This is a genomic window from Streptomyces sp. NPDC001617 (genome assembly GCF_053596855.1).
Genome location: NZ_JBSFHA010000024.1, coordinates 1 through 16,601 on the forward strand (window position 1 = coordinate 1; position 16,601 = coordinate 16,601).

The 16,601-nt window shown below is 70.9% G+C and carries 14 protein-coding genes and 1 pseudogene; 11 read left to right on the forward strand and 4 right to left on the reverse strand.

Going from position 1 to position 16,601, the window contains the following annotated elements:
• The 3 genes and pseudogenes from ACWC09_RS19725 to ACWC09_RS19735 form a co-directional block, all read right to left on the reverse strand.
• Positions 1 to 484, reverse strand: a 484-nt coding sequence (locus tag ACWC09_RS19725) for a histidine phosphatase family protein (RefSeq protein ID WP_450851833.1), incomplete at its 3' end; no start/stop codon positions are given.
• Positions 481 to 1,773: an FGGY-family carbohydrate kinase gene (locus ACWC09_RS19730; RefSeq protein WP_450851923.1), complete on the reverse strand. Its 1,293-nt coding sequence runs from the start codon at positions 1,771 to 1,773 to the stop codon at positions 481 to 483. The genes ACWC09_RS19730 and ACWC09_RS19725, both read right to left, overlap by 4 nt.
• A 504-nt stretch (positions 1,774 to 2,277) precedes the next feature.
• Positions 2,278 to 2,688: pseudogene (locus ACWC09_RS19735) on the reverse strand (FGGY family carbohydrate kinase); the annotation flags it as partial.
• A 184-nt stretch (positions 2,689 to 2,872) separates the two neighbouring features.
• On the opposite strand from ACWC09_RS19735, the gene ACWC09_RS19740 reads away from it, so the two are divergent.
• The 9 genes from ACWC09_RS19740 to ACWC09_RS19780 all read left to right on the forward strand — a co-directional run bounded on the left by ACWC09_RS19740 (position 2,873) and on the right by ACWC09_RS19780 (position 11,808).
• The gene (locus ACWC09_RS19740; RefSeq protein WP_450851834.1) at positions 2,873 to 4,294 is read left to right on the forward strand and encodes an ABC transporter substrate-binding protein; all 1,422 of its coding nucleotides are present in this window, start codon (positions 2,873 to 2,875) and stop codon (positions 4,292 to 4,294) included.
• A gap of 6 nt (positions 4,295 to 4,300) precedes the next feature.
• Entirely contained in the window at positions 4,301 to 5,182 is an 882-nt protein-coding gene (locus ACWC09_RS19745) for a carbohydrate ABC transporter permease (protein ID WP_450851835.1), read from the forward strand.
• A complete protein-coding gene (locus ACWC09_RS19750; protein ID WP_450851836.1) occupies positions 5,179 to 6,009 on the forward strand; it encodes a carbohydrate ABC transporter permease in 831 nt (276 codons plus the stop codon). The genes ACWC09_RS19745 and ACWC09_RS19750 overlap by 4 nt, the downstream gene beginning before the upstream one ends.
• The gene (locus tag ACWC09_RS19755) at positions 6,006 to 7,091 is read left to right on the forward strand and encodes an ABC transporter ATP-binding protein (RefSeq protein WP_450851837.1); all 1,086 of its coding nucleotides are present in this window, start codon (positions 6,006 to 6,008) and stop codon (positions 7,089 to 7,091) included. The genes ACWC09_RS19750 and ACWC09_RS19755 overlap by 4 nt, the downstream gene beginning before the upstream one ends.
• On the forward strand, positions 7,088 to 7,975 hold the full coding sequence (locus tag ACWC09_RS19760; protein ID WP_450851838.1) for a DeoR/GlpR family DNA-binding transcription regulator: 888 nt from the start codon (positions 7,088 to 7,090) through the stop codon (positions 7,973 to 7,975). The genes ACWC09_RS19755 and ACWC09_RS19760 overlap by 4 nt, the downstream gene beginning before the upstream one ends.
• Positions 7,953 to 9,032, forward strand: coding sequence for an ABC transporter ATP-binding protein (locus ACWC09_RS19765; RefSeq protein ID WP_450851839.1), 1,080 nt, complete (start codon positions 7,953 to 7,955; stop codon positions 9,030 to 9,032). Before ACWC09_RS19760 ends, ACWC09_RS19765 begins: the two co-directional genes overlap by 23 nt.
• Positions 9,029 to 10,051 (forward strand): 2-hydroxyacid dehydrogenase, encoded by a 1,023-nt coding sequence (locus ACWC09_RS19770; RefSeq protein WP_450851840.1) that lies wholly within the window; start codon positions 9,029 to 9,031, stop codon positions 10,049 to 10,051. Before ACWC09_RS19765 ends, ACWC09_RS19770 begins: the two co-directional genes overlap by 4 nt.
• Before the next feature lie 13 nt (positions 10,052 to 10,064).
• On the forward strand, positions 10,065 to 11,489 hold the full coding sequence (locus ACWC09_RS19775) for an FGGY family carbohydrate kinase (protein WP_450851841.1): 1,425 nt from the start codon (positions 10,065 to 10,067) through the stop codon (positions 11,487 to 11,489).
• An 85-nt stretch (positions 11,490 to 11,574) separates the two neighbouring features.
• A complete protein-coding gene (locus ACWC09_RS19780; RefSeq protein ID WP_450851842.1) occupies positions 11,575 to 11,808 on the forward strand; it encodes a hypothetical protein in 234 nt (77 codons plus the stop codon).
• Positions 11,809 to 11,859: 51 nt separating this feature from the next.
• On the opposite strand, the gene ACWC09_RS19785 is transcribed toward ACWC09_RS19780, so the two are convergent.
• Positions 11,860 to 12,525, reverse strand: coding sequence for a mycothiol-dependent nitroreductase Rv2466c family protein (locus tag ACWC09_RS19785; protein WP_450851843.1), 666 nt, complete (start codon positions 12,523 to 12,525; stop codon positions 11,860 to 11,862).
• Positions 12,526 to 12,679: 154 nt separating this feature from the next.
• On the opposite strand from ACWC09_RS19785, the gene pepN reads away from it, so the two are divergent.
• Positions 12,680 to 15,262: an aminopeptidase N gene (pepN, locus tag ACWC09_RS19790; protein WP_450851844.1), complete on the forward strand. Its 2,583-nt coding sequence runs from the start codon at positions 12,680 to 12,682 to the stop codon at positions 15,260 to 15,262.
• Between the two features lie 207 nt (positions 15,263 to 15,469).
• Positions 15,470 to 16,519, forward strand: coding sequence for a hypothetical protein (locus ACWC09_RS19795; protein ID WP_450851845.1), 1,050 nt, complete (start codon positions 15,470 to 15,472; stop codon positions 16,517 to 16,519).
• The last annotated feature ends 82 nt before the right edge of the window (positions 16,520 to 16,601 follow it).

Below are 16,601 nucleotides of genomic sequence, written 5' to 3' on the forward strand. Positions count from 1 at the left end.
GCCGGGTCCACAGGGGCGCGTAGACCGCGATCAGGCTCTGGGACTCGGGAGACAGGTCGGTGCGTACGCGTTCCAGCCACGGGCGTACGTCGAGGCCTCGGGTGGCCGCCGCGGCCGGGTCCTCGGCGCCCGGGAAGGGGTGGGCCACCGGGTCGGCGCGGAAGGCCGCCGCCGCGTCCGGGTCCTGTGCCGCGAACTCGGCGAGCGTACGGCCCTCCACCACCCCGAAGTCGCATTCGCGCAGGTCGGGTTCGCGGTGCGGGGTGAGGGCGAGGACGCGACAGGCCGGGTCCGCGGTGGCGACGGCGCGGGAGACGGGCGAGGTCCAGATCGCGTCGACCGGATGCGCGGCGGCCCAGTGGCCGAGAGCCTCTGCCTGGGCGCGTCCGGTGTCCGTGAGGGCCACGTCGCTGACGCCCGCGTAACGGTTCTCGGCGTGCCAGACGGTCTGCCCGTGGCGAGCCAGGAGGAGGGTCGTGCTCATGAGCCGGAAGTATCCAGGCCGAGGCGGCTGTGCGCGTGCGCCGCCACCGGTTCCGGCAGCCAGCCCCGTGCCGTCAGCTCGCCGACCAGGCGGGCGTACGGCTCGGCGAAGAGGGCCGTGCGGGAGGGGTGGGGGTCGAGGGTGGTCTCGATGCGGACCATGCGGTCCGTGATGTCCGCCAGGGAACCCTCGCCCGTGCCGTACGCCGCCAGTGCCGCCATGCCCAGCGCCGGCTCCGTCTGGGCCGGTACGCGGGCCGGGCGGCCCAGGATGTCGACGCGGAGCTGGTTCCAGTACGGGCTGCGGGCGCCGCCGCCGGTGAAGGTGAGCGGGCCGTCCAGCGGGGCGCCCAGGTGGTGGAGGTAGTCCAGGCAGAGCCGTTCGGTGAAGGCGACGCCCTGCAGGAGGGCGGCCCACAGGTCGGCGTCGCCCCGCGGTTCGCCCAGGAGCACGGCCGAGGCCTGCGGGGCGCGGAAGGGGAAGCGCTCGCCCGGCGAGACGAGGGGGTACGCCACCGCGCCGGACGGTTCGTAGGCGGCCGCCCGCGCGTCCATCGCCGCCGGGTCCGCTCCCGCGAAGGCCGCCGTCAGTACGCCGGCGCCCACGCTGGACGCCCCGCCGGGCAGCCAACTCCCGTCCGGCGCACGGTGGTTGTAGACCACGCCGGTGGGGTCGTGGACGGGGGCGGTGGCTGCGCCCTTGAGGACGAGGGTGGTGCCGAGGACCGAGTTCCACGCGCCGGGACGCAGTGCGCCGGACGCGATCTGGGCCGCACAGCCGTCGGTCATCCCGGCGACGACGGGTGTGCCGACCGGGATGCCGGTGGCCTCGGCGGCGGCCGGGCAGACCTCGCCGAGCCGTGTGCCGGGGCGTACGACGTCGGGCAACAGGCCGTCGGGCAGACCCAGTTCGGCGAGGGCGGTGTACGGCCAGGCGTCGCGCTCCAGGTCGTAGCCGGTCTTCAGGGCGTGACTGGAGTCGGTGGGCGGGGGCTCGCCGGTGAGGCGGGCGACGACGACGTCGGGCTGGTGGGCGAGGCGGAGGCGCGGCGGGTGGGCGAGGTGGAGGTGGGAGCGGCGGCCGGACCGGGGGCGCGGGCGGTGCTGCGGTTCGCGGGGCGGAGTCGACCGGTGCCGGCGAGATACGGTCGCCTCCTGCCCGCCGGACACGCTCGGCTGCTGCCCGCCAGACACGCTCGGCCCCCGCCCACCAGACACGTCCCCCTCCCGCCCACCGGACACATCCGCCTCCTGCCCGCCGGACACGCTCGGCTGCTGCCCGCCGAGCACGGCCGGCCGGGGCCCGTGAGGTGCTGTCGACGGGTGCCCGTGAGGTGCGGTCGCCTCCTGCCCGCCAGACACATCCACCTCCCGCCCACCGGACACATCCGCCTCCCGCCCGCCAGACACGCGCGGCCCCTGCCCGCCAGACACGTCCCCCTCCCGCCCACCAGACACGCTCGCCCCCTGCCCGCCGGACACGCTCGACTCCCGCCCACCGGACACATCCGCCTCCCGCCCGCCGGACAGGTTCGGCTGCTGCCCGCCAGACACGCTCGGCCCCCGCCCACCAGACACGTCCCCCTCCCGCCCACCAGACACGCTCGCCCCCTGCCCGCCGGGCACGCTCGACTCCCGCCCACCGGACACATCCGCCTCCCGCCCGCCGGACACGTCCGGCTGCTGCTCGCCGAGCACGGTCGGCCGGGGCCCGTGAGGTGCGGTCGGCGGATGTCCGTGAGGTGTGGTCGGGCCGCTGCCGCCGTCGGCTCCAGGGCCACCGCCCGCCTCCCCGCCGTACTCCTCCACCAGCCACAACGCCTTCGGCAACGCCCATGTGTCCTGCACCCTCACCCCCACCCCCCGCACCCGCGCCGCTTCCTCGCCCGCCCGCCCGTCGTCGTACATCAGTGCGGGACCCACCGGCCGCCCCGACACATCCGTCAGCACCACGGTCCCGGACGTCCCGCACACCGCGAGCCCCCTGATCCGCACGCCCCGCGCCTCCCCCATCGCCTCCCGTGCAGCCGCGCACACCCCCTCCCACCACTCCCCCGCGTCCTGCTCGTGCCGGTCCCCCTCGCGCCGCCCGGCCAATGGAGCCGACCCGCGCCCCACCACCGACCCGTCCGCCGTGACGGCCAGCACCCGGACGCTCTGTGTGCCCAGGTCGATCCCCAGCCAGGCCTCGCGCTCGTCCAGCATCCGTACCTCCGGGGTATCGCATCCGATCCTGTGAACTTCTCACTCACTCTCGATATTGACCCGAGATTTTCGCTTGCGCGAGGGATTGACGCGCAACTTCCGCCGTTACACCCTCTGTTAACGAGTCGACTCGACGTGTCAACCCACACAGCGCACCGGGCCCAACCCCACGTGGAGGTCACGGATGAACACGCACGTGCACGACCGCCGACGTTTCCTCGCCCTCACAGCGGGCGCCGCCGCGACACCGTTACTCGCGGCCTGCGGGACCGGCTTCGGCGGCGACGACAAGAAGAGCGGCGGGTCGGCCGCGGACGACGTCACCGGCTCCTTCGACTGGAAGCGGGAGAAGGGCAAGACGGTCAAGGCCCTGCTCAACAAGCACCCGTACACGGACGCCCTCATCGCCGACCTCAAGTCCTTCACCGCCAAGACCGGCATCAAGGTCGAGTACGACGTCTTCCCCGAGGACAACTACTTCGACAAGCTCACCGTGGATCTGTCCAGCGGGCGCGCCTCGTACGACGTCTTCATGCTCGGCGCGTACATGGTGTGGCAGTACGGGCCACCCGGCTGGCTCGAAGACCTCGGCCCCTGGATGCGCAACTCCTCGGCCACGGAGGCCGACTGGGACCAGGCCGACTTCTTCCCGAACCTCCTCCAGGCCGACCAGTGGTCGCTCAAGGACGGCGCGCCCCTCGGCCAGGGCGGGCAGTACGCGCTGCCGTGGGGCTGGGAGACGAACGTCGTCGCCTACAACACCGACGTGTTCAAGAAGCTGGGCCTCAAACCGGCCGAGTCCTTCGACGAGTTGCGCGAGATCGCCGGGGTCATCAAGAGGAAGGCCCCCGCCGCCGGCTACGACGGCATGTACGGGATCGCCGTCCGCGGCTCCCGCAGCTGGGCCACCATCCACCCCGGCTTCATGACCATGTACGCCCGCAACGGCCTGCACGACTTCACCGTGGCCGGCGGCACGTTGAAGCCCGCGATGAACACGCCGGAGGCCATCGCCTTCACCCAGGACTGGGCCGGCATGGTCAAGCAGGGCGGGCCGCCGTCCTGGACGTCGTACACCTGGTACCAGTGCTCCAGCGACCTCGGTGCGAAGAAGGCGGGCATGCTCTTCGACGCGGACACGGCCGCCTACTTCCAGGCGGTCGCGGGTGCCTCCCCCGCCTCCGGGAAGATCGCCTTCCATCCCGGGCCGAAGGGCCCGAACGGCTCCCTCGCCACCAACATGTGGATCTGGTCGCTCGGCATGAACGCCAAGTCCAAGAAGAAGAGCGCCAGTTGGCTGTTCCTGCAGTGGGCGACCGGGAAGGAACACCTCCGTAAAGCGGCCATCACCAACAACCACATCGACCCGGTGCGCAAATCGATCAGCCAGGACGCCGCCTACAAGGACAAGATGCGGCACCTGCCCGGCTTCATCGAGACCTTCGAGACGGTCGTCGGCCAGACGAAGATCCAGTTCACCCCGCAGGCCCAGTTCTTCGACGCGACGACCAGCTGGGCCGCGTCCCTGCAGGAGATCTACGGCGGCAAGAACGCGAGGTCGGTGCTGAACGGGCTGGCGAGCGACCTCGCCTCCAAGGTGGGCTGAGCGGCGATGGGCTGGCGGCCGACCCTGCGCCCCTACTTCCTGATCGTCCCGGCGCTGCTGCTGACCTGCGGGATTCTGTACCCCTTCGGACTCGGCCTCTACTACACGCTGTTCGACTTCTCGGCGAGCAAACCGCAGCCGGACATGGTGCGGTTGCACAACTACGAGACCGTCTTCACCCAGGACGCCTTCTGGAACTCGGCCTGGGTGACGGTCCTCTACGCCGTCGGAGCCGCCGCCGTCGAGACCGTGCTCGGGGTCGCCGTCGCCCTGCTGCTGCACCGTTCGTCGATCGTGGGAAGGGTGCTGGAGAAGATCCTCATCCTCCCTCTCATGATCGCCCCGGTGATCGCGGCGATCATGTGGAAGCTCATGCTCCAGCCGTCGGTGGGGGTCATCAACCACCTGCTGAAGCCCTTCGGCCTGGGGGGAGTCCAGTGGACGGACACCCCCACCGGGGCTCTGCTGTCCTCCATCGCCGTCGACGTCTGGGTCTACACCCCGTTCGTCGCGATCCTCGCGCTGGCCGGACTCCGCTCCCTGCCCGCATCTCCCTTCGAAGCGGCGGCGGTCGACGGTGCCGGCTGGTGGTACACCTTCCGCCGCCTGACGCTCCCCATGCTCTGGCCGTACGTACTCGTCGCCGTGATCTTCCGCTTCATGGACTCGCTCAAGGTCTTCGACATCATCTACGCCCTCACCGAGGGCGGCCCCGGCGACTCGACCGTCGTGCTCCAGATCCGGGCCTATCTCGAAGCCATCCGCTTCCAGCGCTACAGCTTCGGCATCAGCTACACGATCGTCCTCTGGGCCGTCGTCTACCTCGCGGCGATGGTGCTGGTACGCCACCTCGGCAGGATCCAGCGAAAGGCGGCCGAGGCCACATGACCGTCAGGAAACGGCTGTCGGGATGGCTGGCGGACCTCGCCCTCATCCTCTACTTCGTCTTCGCGCTCTTCCCCATCGCCTGGATGGTGATCCTCTCCCTGAAACCCGCCAACGAGCTCTTCAGCACGTACTTCTCCTTCACCCCGACCCTCGGCTCCTACCGCACGGTCCTCGGCGACAGCGAGGGCATCCCGTTCGTGCGGTTCTTCGTGAACAGCCTGGTGGTGTCGGTGGGAGCGGTCGCGCTGTCCCTGGTCGTCGGACTGCCGGCGGCCTACGCCTCCGCGCGCTGGCGGTTCAAGGGCTCCGAGAACCTGATGTTCACGCTGCTGTCGTTCCGGTTCGCGCCCGAACTCACCGTGATCATCCCGCTGTTCGTGCTCTACCAGAAGCTCGGCCTCTTCGACACGTACGTCGGCATGATCTGGGTCCTCCAACTCGTCACCCTCCCCCTCATCGTGTGGATCATGCGGTCCTACTTCGCCGATCTGACACCGGAGTTGGAGCAGGCGGCCCTGCTGGACGGGTACACCCGCAAGCAGGCGTTCTTCAAGGTGGCACTGCCGCTGGTGAAGCCGGGCATCGCGGCGGTCTCGCTGCTCGCCTTCATCTTCGCCTGGAACAACTTCGTCTTCCCTCTCATCCTCACCTCCAACGAGGCCCAGACGGTGACCGTCGGCGCACTGTCCTTCCTGGGCGGCGACCGCCCCAAGTACAACCTCACGGCAGCGGCGGCCCTCGTCTCCGTCGTACCGCCGCTCCTCCTGGCCCTCACCATCCAGCGGTATCTGGTGCGGGGGCTTTCCTTCGGGGCGGTGAAGTCATGATCCGGCTGCTGGGGATCCGGAAGTCCTACGGGAAGACCGTGGCCCTCGACGGCCTCGAACTCGACGTCCGCGAAGGGGAGTTCTTCTGTCTCCTCGGCCCGTCCGGTGCCGGCAAGACGACAACCCTCAAGACCGTCGCCGGCCTCGAACAGCCCGACTCCGGGACCGTCGAGCTCGACGGCGAGGACATGCGGGGCGTGGAGCCCTACGACCGGGGCGTGGCGATGTGCTTCGAGAGCTACGCCCTCTACCCGCACCGATCCGCGTACGACAACCTGGCCTCCCCGCTCCGCTCCCCGCGCCACCGCCTCCCGGCGGCCGAGGCCCGCGAGCGCATCGGCGTGATCGCCGAACTCCTCGGTATCAGCGCCCTGTTGGACCGCCCGGTGGGCCAACTCTCCAACGGTCAACGCCAACGCATCGCCCTCGGCCGCGTCCTGGTCCGGCCGGCCCGCGCCTTCCTCCTCGACGAACCCCTCTCCCACCTCGACGCCAAACTCCGTCAGCAGATGCGCGCCGAGCTGAAGGCGATCGGCGCGGTCCAGCACACGACCACCCTCTACGTCACCCATGACTCCGTGGAGGCCCTGGCACTCGGCGACCGGATCGGCGTGATCCGCGACGGACGCATCGTGCAGACAGGCACCCGGGAGGAAATCTGGCACCAGCCGTACGACACCGAGGTCGCCCGGGCTTTCGGACGCCCCCGGATCAACCTCCTCCCCGGCACCGTCACGGAGGACGGCGGCTTCCGCTCGGCGGACGGAGAGGTCGAGCTGCCGGTCCGCGCGCAGGCGCCGACCGGCGCGGACGTACTGGTCGGCGTCCGCCCCCGCGACCTCTCCCTCACCGCCGCCGGTCACGAGCTCACCGGCACGGTCTACGTCACCGAAGTGCTCGGCCGCAGCGTCGAGGTCACCGTCCGTCTCGGCGAACAGCACGCCTCCCTCGTCGCCCCGCGCGGCGACACGGCCGGACTGCGCCCCGACGATCCGGTACGGCTGACGGTCCGACCTGAGAACCTGCTGCTGTTCGAGGCCGACCGGCCAAAGCGCCCAGGACGACGGATCGGGACACGATGAGCGGCAACACCGGTGCACAACAGGGACCCGCGGCCCGCCAGGCCGCCATGGCCGAGCAGGTCCTGGCGGACGGTTCGGCGACCGCGGCCGAACTCGCCGAGCGCTTCGGAGTGAGCCTGATGACCATCCATCGTGACCTGGACGAGCTCGAACGGCAGGGGATCGTAAGGAAGTTCAGGGGCGGAGTGACGGCCCAGCCGTCCGGCGTCTTCGAGTCGAACGTCCAGTACCGCCTCAAGACCATGCGTGCCGAGAAGGCGGCCGTCGCCGAGCACGCCCTGGGGCTCATCGAACCCGGCATGGCGATCATGCTGGACGACTCCACCTCCACGCTGGAAATAGCCCGCCGTCTCCGCCTCGGCGAGATAACCCCCCTCACGGTCGTGACCAATTTCCTGGAGGCCATCAACCTCCTCTCCGACCAGCGAGGCATCCATCTGATGGCCCTCGGCGGCGACTACGACCCCCTGCACTCCTCCTTCCTCGGCGTCTCCTGCGTCGAGGCCGTCCAGTCCCTCCGGGTGGACGTCTGCTTCGCGTCCACGTCGGCCGTGCACGGCGGTTACGCCTACCACCAGGAGCAGCACATCGTGTCGGTGAAGCGGGCCATGCTCGATGCGGCCGCCCGCAATGTCCTGCTGATCGACCACACCAAGCTCGCCCGGACCGCCCTGCACCGGGTCGTCCCGCTCTCCCGCTTCGACCTGCTGCTGGTCGACGACGGGGCGTCCGCGGAGGCGCTGCGGGACCTGGACGAGCACAAGGTCCGCTACGAGGTCTGCGCGACGGCGCCGGCGAGTGAGCCGACACCGGCTGCAGCGCCCCGGAGGCGAACGAGCGACAAGAGAGGGGGCAGCGAGGATGACCGAGCTGGAGCTACGTGATCTGCGCAAGACGTACCGCTCGCGGGGCCGCCCGCCGGTGGACGCCGTACGCGGGATCGACCTGTCCCTCGACTCCGGTGAGCTGCTCGGCCTGCTGGGTCCCTCCGGCTGCGGCAAGTCCACCACCCTGCGCATGATCGCCGGACTTGAGGCGGTGACCGGCGGGGACATCCTGGTCGGCGGCAGGTCGGTGATCAGAAGTCCGGCCCAGGCCCGCAACATCGGGGTCGCCTTCGAGAACTACGCCCTCTATCCCCCGCTCACGGTGGCGGAGAACCTGGCGTTCGGCCTGAGGGCACGCAGGGGCAGCGACCGCAGGGGAGTCGCCCGCAAGGTCGCCGACATCGCCGAGCGGGTCGATCTCACCACCGTCCTGGACGCCCACCCGGCGGGCCTGTCCAGCGGCCAGAAACAACGCGTCTCGCTCGCCCGGGCCCTGATCCGCGAACCGGATGTGCTGTTGCTGGACGAGCCCCTCTCCCATCTCGACGCGGCCCAACGCGACACCACCCGCCGGGAACTCAAGCGCATCCAGCGGGACTTGGGCCATACGACGATCCTCGTCACCCACGACCAGGAGGAGGCGCTCTCGCTCGCCGACCGCATCGCCGTCATGCGGGACGGCGTGATCCAGCAGCTCGGCACCCCGTACGAGATCTACGACAGCCCCGCCAACCTGTTCGTGGCGGACTTCGTGGGCGAACCGGCGATCAACCTGCTGCCGGGGGTCGCCGCCGAAGACGGCCGGGCCCGCCTGTCGCGCGCGGTCCACCTCCCGCTTCCCCTCCCGCTCCCCTCCGGCCGCGAGGTTGTGGTCGGCATCCGCCCGGAGGACCTGACCCTCGCGGGCGACGCAGGCCTCCCCGCCAGGGTCGTCGCCCACGAACCCCTCCTGGAGGCGGGCATCGCCACCCTCGCCCTCGACGGCGTCGAACGCCCCCTGGTCGTCCTCACCGACCCCGAGGTGCGGCTGGCCCACGACGAGCGGGTCCATGTCACCGCGGATCCCGACCACACCCACGTCTTCGACGCCGAGACGGGAGAGTCCCTGCGATGAGCGATCCTGTACGTGTCCTGGCGGCCGGCGACCACTTCATCCTGCCGTCGCTGATCAGGGCGGCGCTCGACGCCGAACTCCCCTGTGAGGTCCGCGAACTGAAGCTCGGCTGGCCACTGGAGCCCTTCGGCCCGGTGGCCGAGGTGACGGAGGCCAGCGACGCCGAGGACGGGCTGATCGAGGCGCTCGCGGGCGCCCAGGTGCTGGTCACCCAGATGGGCCCGGTGACCGAACGCGTCCTGGAGTCCTGCCCCGCCCTCCGTCTGGTCGTCGTCTGCCGCGGCGGCCCGGTGAACGTCAACCTGGACGCGGCGAAGATCAACGACGTCCGCGTCTGCTACGCCCCCGGCCGCAACGCCGCCGCAACGGCGGAGTTCACGGTCGGCCTGATGCTGTCGGCACTGCGCCGCATCCCTCAGGTCCACAACCTCCTCGCCGGCCAGGGGAGTTGGGAAGGGGCGACGTACTACACCTACGAACACAGCGGCCTGGAGCTGGAAGACCTCCCCGTCGGACTCGTCGGCTACGGCGCGGTGGGCAGCCGCGTGGCCCGTGCCCTCTGCGCCTTCGGCGCGCAGGTGATGGTCCACGACCCCTATGTCCGCGGCGAGATCCACGGCCTGCGCGTGTCGTCCCTCGACGAACTCCTGCGCCGCTCCCGGGTGATCACCCTCCACGCCCGCCTCACCCCCGAGACCCGGGGCCTGATCGGCTCCCGCGAACTCGCTCTTCTCCCCCGGGGTTCGGTGGTCGTGAACGCGGCCCGCGGCCCTCTCCTGGACGAGGACGCGCTGTGCGACGCCCTGGAGAGCGGCCGGTTGTCGGCGGCGGCACTGGACACGTACGAGCGGGAGCCGGTCCCCCCGGGCTCCCGTCTGTTCGCCCTGCGCGACCGCCTGGTCATGACCCCGCACCTGGGCGGGGCCTCACGCGCCGTGGCGGAGAAGGCGGCGCGGATCGCCGCCGAGGAAGTGGGGCGCTGGGCGCGTGGCGAGACGTTGGCGCACTGTCTGACCTGAGCCTGGAGGCGAGATGTACGTCGGTATCGATGTGGGCACGTCCCTGGTGAAGGCGGCCGCGTTCGACGGTGCGGGGCGGGCACTCGCCGTCGAATCAAGGCCGGTGGGGCTCGCGCTGCAGGGGGGTGTCGTCGAGCAGGACATGGAGGAGGTGTACGCGGCTGTCGTCGCCGTACTGGAATCGCTCACCGCCCGCCTGCCGCACCCCATCGAGCTGGCCGGACTGACCGGCCAGGGCGACGGCGTCTGGCTCGTCGACGAGGAAGGCCACCCCGTCCGCCCCGCCGCCTCCTGGATGGACGGGCGCGCCGCTGAACTGCTCGACCAGTGGCTGGCGGACGGCACCTTCGAGACCGTCTTCCGGCGCACCGGAAGCGCCATGTTCCCGGGCTGCCCAGGGCCCCTGCTGGCCTGGCTCGACCGCTACGAACCGAAGTCCCTGGACGCGGCGACGACGGCCCTGTACTGCAAGGACATGGTGTTCCGGCGGCTGACCGGGGCCCCGCCGACGACCGATGTGTCCGACGCGTCCATGCCCTTCCTGGACCCCCGTACCCGCACCTACGACAACCGGGTCGTCGAGCTCCTGGGCCTCACCCACCGCCGGGGCCTCCTCGCCCCGATCGGCGACCCGATCGTCACGGCCGAGGCGCGCGGCGAGGGTCTGCCGCCCGGCACACGGCTCGCGAACGGCCCGTACGACCTCCCCTCCTGTGCCCTGGGTGCGGGCGTGACGAGCCCCGGCGACGGGCTGCTGATCGTCGGCACGTGCCTGGCCGGCCTCGTCGCCACGACCGATCTCGATCTGACCGGCGAACCGGCGGGCCTGTACATCTCCACCGACCGCCCCGGTCACTGGCTGCGCGCGATGCCGGCGATGGTCGGCACGGCGGCCCTGGACTGGGTGCTGTCGACGACCGGCGTCCACCACGAGGAGGTCGACGCCCTGCTGGCCGACACCCCGCCCGGCGCGAACGGCGTCCGCGTCCTGCCGTACTTCGCCCCGTCCGGCGAGCGCGCCCCCTTCGTCGAGCCTCATCTGCGTGCCGAACTCACCGGGGTCTGTCTGGAGTCGACGAAGGCCGACCTGATCCGCGCGACCTGCGAGGGCATCGGCTTCGCGGCTCGCCACTGTCTGGAGGCTGCGGGCCTGACCGGCTCGCTGGCGGTGTGCGGGGGCGGCACGCGCAGCCCCGCGTGGATGCGGCTGCTGGCGGACGTCCTGGGCCGTCCGCTGAGGGTCGTCGAGGGTGAAGTCGGCGCCCGGGGCGCGGTGCTGGCGGCGGCCGAGCGGTACGGCGTCACCCTGGACACGGCCGCCTGGACCGAGCCGACGGCGGTCGTGGAGCCGGACGCGGCACGGGCGGCGTACTACACGAAGGCGTACGAGAACCATCTCGCCCGCCTGAAAGAGGCGCGAGGCCGCGCCCGCGCATGACCGGATCGGGCCATTTCGGGCGCGCCGTCGCCGCGTACGCGCTGTACTACTTCCCTGACCTGGCGGTGAGCGCAAGGAGGGGTTGATGACGAGGACCCGGGCATGCCCGAACTGCGGTTCGATGCAGGAGTTCCGGAAGCTCCACGACGACGAGAAGGCGGCGGTCCGGGAGGCGAAGGGGGCCCGCCACTTCGTGGACGACCTCTGGCGCTGCACCGCGGCCGGCTGCCGCACGTACTTCCGCGCCGGCCATCTGCACGACCGCGGCCTCCTCCCCGAGAAGTTCGGCAACGAGAAGGAGGAGGCCGCCGAGAAGTGACGTCCGGAATCCGCCCTGGCGGGACGGCGGGGACTTCCCCGTGCAGGCGCCCTACAGGTTGCTGAAGTCCGGCCCCTTGGTCCGCGTGCGCTTGATCTCGTAGAAGCCCGGGACCGAGGCGACGGCGAGGGTGCCGTCCCAGAGTCGGGCGGCCTCCTCGCCCTTGGGGGCGGGGGTGACGACCGGGCCGAAGAAGGCGATCTGCTCGCCGTCGGGGCCGGGGACCGCGATGACGGGGGTGCCGACCTCCTGGCCGACCTTCTCGATGCCCTCCTTGTGGGAGGCGCGCAGTTCGGCGTCGTACTCGAAGTCGTCCTGGTCGGCGTAGTCGATGAGGTCGGCGGGCAGGCCGACGTCCGCGAGCGCACCGGCGATGGCCTCGACCGTCGGGCCCTCGCCGTTGTTGTGGATGCGGGTGCCGAGCGCGGTGTAGAGGGGGCCGAGGACGTCGGCGCCGTGCTTCTGCCAGGCCGCGGTCACGACCTTGACCGGCTTCCACGCCTTGGTCGCGAGCATCTCCCGGTACTCCTCGGGCAGCTGGTCGATCTTGTCCTCGTTGAGCACCGCGAGGCTCATGATGTGCCAGCGGACCTCTATGTCCCGGACCTTCTCCACCTCCCGCACCCACCGGGAGGTCATCCAGGCCCAGGGGCACAGCGGGTCGAACCAGAAGTCGACGGGAGTCTTCGCGGCGGAGGTGCTCGCGGTCTCGGACATGGCTCTCCTAGGAAAAGTGTTCGTTTCAACCGGCAACACCGGTCGTCCCCGTCCCCATTCCCGCATTCCCGCATTCCCGCATACCTGGTGTCAGCGCCACATGGCAGGATCAGCCCTGTCCACATACCGAACACCAGCCGAGGGAGCGCTGCCCGTGCCCGGTGAGAATCTGACCCGTGACGAGGCCCGGGAGCGGGCCGCCCTGCTGTCCGTCGACGGGTACGAGGTGTCCCTGGATCTGCGTTCGGCGGTGGGCGAGGAGAACGGGGAGGGCCCGCGCACGTTCCGGTCCGTCACCACGATCCGCTTCCGCAGCAACGAGCCCGGCGCCACCACCTTCGCCGACCTGATCGCGCCGAGTGTGACATCCGTCTCACTCAACGGGAAGGACCTCGACCCCGGCCAGGTATTCGACGGCTCCCGCATCCTCCTGGAGGACCTCGCCGGGGAGAACGAGCTGGTCGTGGACGCCCAGTGCGCCTACTCCCGCACCGGCGAGGGCCTGCACCGCTTCGTCGACCCCGAGGACGGCGAGGTCTACCTCTACACCCAGTACGAGCCGGCCGACTCCCGCCGCGTCTTCGCCAACTTCGAGCAGCCGGACCTGAAGGCTCCCTACCGGTTCGAGGTGCGGGCACCCGAGGGCTGGACGGTCTGGAGCAACGGCAGCGGCGACCGGGCGGACGGCGTCTGGCGCTTCGCGGAGACCAAGCCGATCTCGACGTACATCACCTGCGTCGTCGCAGGCCCCTATCACTACGTCACGGACTCCTACGAGCGCACCTTCGAGGACGGCACGACGCTCCGTGTCCCCCTCGGCGCCCTGTGCCGCAAGGGCCTGGCCCCCTACTTCGACTCGGACGACGTCTTCCTCGTCACCAAGCAGGGCCTGGACTTCTTCCACGACCACTTCGACTACCCGTACCCCTTCGGGAAGTACGACCAGGCGTTCGTGCCCGAGTACAACCTCGGTGCGATGGAGAACCCCGGACTGGTCACCTTCCGCGAGGAGTTCATCTTCCGCGGCAAGGTCACCCAGGCCTCCTACGAGGGCCGGGCCAACGTGATCCTGCACGAGATGGCGCACATGTGGTTCGGCGACCTGGTCACCATGGAGTGGTGGGACGACCTGTGGCTCAAGGAGTCCTTCGCCGACTTCATGGGCGCGTTCTCGCTGGTCGGCGCCACCCGCTTCACCGACGGCTGGATCACCTTCGCCAACCGCCGCAAGGCCTGGGCCTACCGCGCCGACCAGCTCCCCTCCACCCACCCCATCACCGCCGACATCCGCGACCTCCAGGACGCCAAGCTCAACTTCGACGGCATCACGTACGCCAAGGGGGCGTCCGTACTGAAGCAGTTGGTCGCGTACGTCGGTCGGGACGCGTTCCTGGAGGGCGCGCGGCGCTACTTCAAGCGGCACGCGTACGGCAACACGCGCCTCGGCGACCTGCTGTCGGTCCTGGAGGAGACCAGCGGCCGCGACATGGTGACATGGGCGCGGGCGTGGCTCCAGACGGCGGGCGTCAACTCCCTCACTCCGCAGGTGCTGTTGGACGCGGAGGGTCGCGTCGACGAGCTGGCGGTCGTCCAGGAGGCGGCGGAGTCGCACCCCGAGCTGCGGCCGCACCGGGTCGCGGTGGGGCTCTACCGACGGGACGCGTCAGGCGTTCTCGCGCGCTACGCACGGGCCGAAGTCGATGTCGACGGCGCCCGTACGGTCGTGGCGGAGCTGTCGGGTGCCGAGGCCCCGGAGCTGGTCCTGGTCAACGACGACGACCTCACCTACTGCAAGATCCGTTTCGACGCGGGCTCCCTGGAGACGCTGAACGCGGGCCTCGGCGATGTCACCGACCCCCTCGCCCGTGCCCTGTGCTGGTCGGCGCTGTGGAACATGACGCGGGACGCGCTGCTGCCGGCGCGGGAGTTCGTGGACATCGTGCTGCGCTTCTCGGGCCGTGAGTCGAGCATCGGCGTCCTGCAGATGCTGCACGCGTGGGCGAACTCGGCGCTGGTCAACTACGCGGCGCCGGCCTGGCGTCCGGAGGGCGAGCGGCTGCTGGCCGAGGGTGCGCTGCGCGAGTTGCGGGCGGCCGAGGCGGGCAGCGAGCACCAGCTGGCGTGGGCGCGTTTCCTCGCGGTGGTGGCGTCGGCGCCGGCGGAGCTGCAGTTGCTGCGGGGGCTGCTGGAGGGCACCGAGAAGATCGACGGGCTGGAGGTCGACCAGGAGCTGCGCTGGGCGTTCCTGGAGCCACTGGCGGCGCACGGCGTGGTGGGCGAGCCGGAGCTGGCCGCCGAACTGGCCCGTGACGACACGGCGTCCGGCAAGCGTCACCAGGTCCGCTGCCTGGCCTCGCGCCCCTCGGAGGCGGTGAAGGCGCAGGCGTGGGCCCAGGTGGTGGAGTCGGACGCGCTGTCCAACGCGCTGGTGGGGGCGACGATCGCGGGCTTCGGCCAGTCGTCGCAGCGCCCGCTGCTGGCGCCGTATGTCTCGAAGTACTTCGAGGCGATCGAGCGGGTGTGGCAGGACCGGTCGATCCAGATCGGCATGGACGTGGTCGGGGGCCTGTTCCCCTCGCTGCAGGACTCGCAGGAGACGCTGGACGCGACGGACGCGTGGCTGTCGGCCCACCAGGACTCTGCACCGGCGCTGCGGCGGCTGGTGCTGGAGGCGCGGGACGACCTGGCGCGGGGGCTGCGGGGCCAGGCCTGCGACGCGGGCGCCGGTGCGGCCTGATCATTGGCCAATGATTGAGCGGCCCGTCACCGTTACGGAATTCAGGCAATAGCAGCCGTAACCCCTGGTCCACACCCGAACGGACCAGGGGTTTTCGGTGCCCACTCGGCATCCGAACACCCGTCCTTTAGTACCTCCTTGTCCGTATTTGCCGACAGGCGTGTAACAGCGGTTACGGGCCGGACCCGGCGCGGGAACCTCATCGCCATGAACCACAACACCCCGCTCCCCCCGGCCTCTCCCCGCCCCCTCCGCCACCTCGCCGAAGTGCACCGCCGCGTCCTCACGACGGCCCAACTGCGCGCACACGGCGTCTCGTCGGCGGAGATGAACGAACAGTGCCGCCCCGGCGGCCCGTGGCAGCAGATCCTCCCCGGCGTCTTCCTGCTCCACTCGGGCCCGCCGACCAGCGAGGAGCGGCTGCACGCGGTGCTGATGTACGCGGCACGGGAGTCGGCGCCGGGTGTTCCGTCCCAGCCGAACGCGGACGACCCGCACCGCTCGGTCTACGCGGAGGTGATGATCACGGGCCTGGCGGCACTGACGCTGCACGGCTTCACCTCCGCGCCTCCCCTGTTGTCGGTGGAGAAGATCGACGTACTGGTCCCGCGTCTGCGCCGTCTCCGCTCGACGGGCTGCGCGCGCATCGTCCGCACACCGGCTCTCCCCACCCCCCAGCAGGTGACGGGAGTTCCGATCGCACCGGCGTCCCGCGCGCTGGCCGACGCGGTCTCGGAACTCTCGGACGCGGGCGCTGTACGCCGGCTGCTCACCGAGGCGGTACGCGGCGGGCACTGCGAACCGGCGGCGGTGGTAAGGGAGTTGAACAACGCCAAGCTGCTGAGCCGGCCGCATGTCGTGGACGCGGTCGACTCCCTCCTGGCCTGGGGCCGGGCGATCGCGGAGGACCGCCTCTACCGCATGGTCCAGGAGTACGGTCTTCCCGACCCGATCTGGAACGTGGACCTCCGCCTGCCGGGCGGCCCCTCTCTGGGCGGCCTGGACGCGTACTGGCCGGAGCAGGCGGTCGCAGTGGAACTGGACACCCGCGCTCCCCGCCAGGACGAGGACGCGATGTGGTCGGAGTACGCCCGCAAGCGCGAGACCTTGGAGCGCCTCGGCATCACGGTCGTCTACATCACCCCCAAGAAGCTGAGGGACGCGATGGACCAGCAGGCGGCGGTGGTCCGCACGGCCCTGATGGCGTCCGGCGACCGCGACCCGGCCGCGTATGTCGTGGTGCTGCCCCGGGGGTGACGGACCGGGACGGGCATCAGGAGGGGAGAGGAGGGGCCGCCGGAGGTACCGGGCGGCCCCTCCTCATGCACACGGACTCGCG

What these genes read in the sequence shown, in the direction of transcription:
- ACWC09_RS19765 (WP_450851839.1), top strand. Translation starts at nt 7,953, where the DNA reads ATGACCGAGCTGGAGCTACGTGATCTGCGCAAGACGTACCGCTCGCGG.
- ACWC09_RS19770 (WP_450851840.1), top strand. Translation starts at nt 9,029, where the DNA reads ATGAGCGATCCTGTACGTGTCCTGGCGGCCGGCGACCACTTCATCCTG.
- ACWC09_RS19740 (WP_450851834.1), top strand. Translation starts at nt 2,873, where the DNA reads ATGAACACGCACGTGCACGACCGCCGACGTTTCCTCGCCCTCACAGCG.
- ACWC09_RS19755 (WP_450851837.1), top strand. Translation starts at nt 6,006, where the DNA reads ATGATCCGGCTGCTGGGGATCCGGAAGTCCTACGGGAAGACCGTGGCC.
- ACWC09_RS19785 (WP_450851843.1), bottom strand. Translation starts at nt 12,525, where the DNA reads ATGTCCGAGACCGCGAGCACCTCCGCCGCGAAGACTCCCGTCGACTTC.
- ACWC09_RS19795 (WP_450851845.1), top strand. Translation starts at nt 15,470, where the DNA reads ATGAACCACAACACCCCGCTCCCCCCGGCCTCTCCCCGCCCCCTCCGC.
- ACWC09_RS19760 (WP_450851838.1), top strand. Translation starts at nt 7,088, where the DNA reads ATGAGCGGCAACACCGGTGCACAACAGGGACCCGCGGCCCGCCAGGCC.
- ACWC09_RS19745 (WP_450851835.1), top strand. Translation starts at nt 4,301, where the DNA reads ATGGGCTGGCGGCCGACCCTGCGCCCCTACTTCCTGATCGTCCCGGCG.
- ACWC09_RS19775 (WP_450851841.1), top strand. Translation starts at nt 10,065, where the DNA reads ATGTACGTCGGTATCGATGTGGGCACGTCCCTGGTGAAGGCGGCCGCG.
- ACWC09_RS19750 (WP_450851836.1), top strand. Translation starts at nt 5,179, where the DNA reads ATGACCGTCAGGAAACGGCTGTCGGGATGGCTGGCGGACCTCGCCCTC.
- ACWC09_RS19780 (WP_450851842.1), top strand. Translation starts at nt 11,575, where the DNA reads ATGACGAGGACCCGGGCATGCCCGAACTGCGGTTCGATGCAGGAGTTC.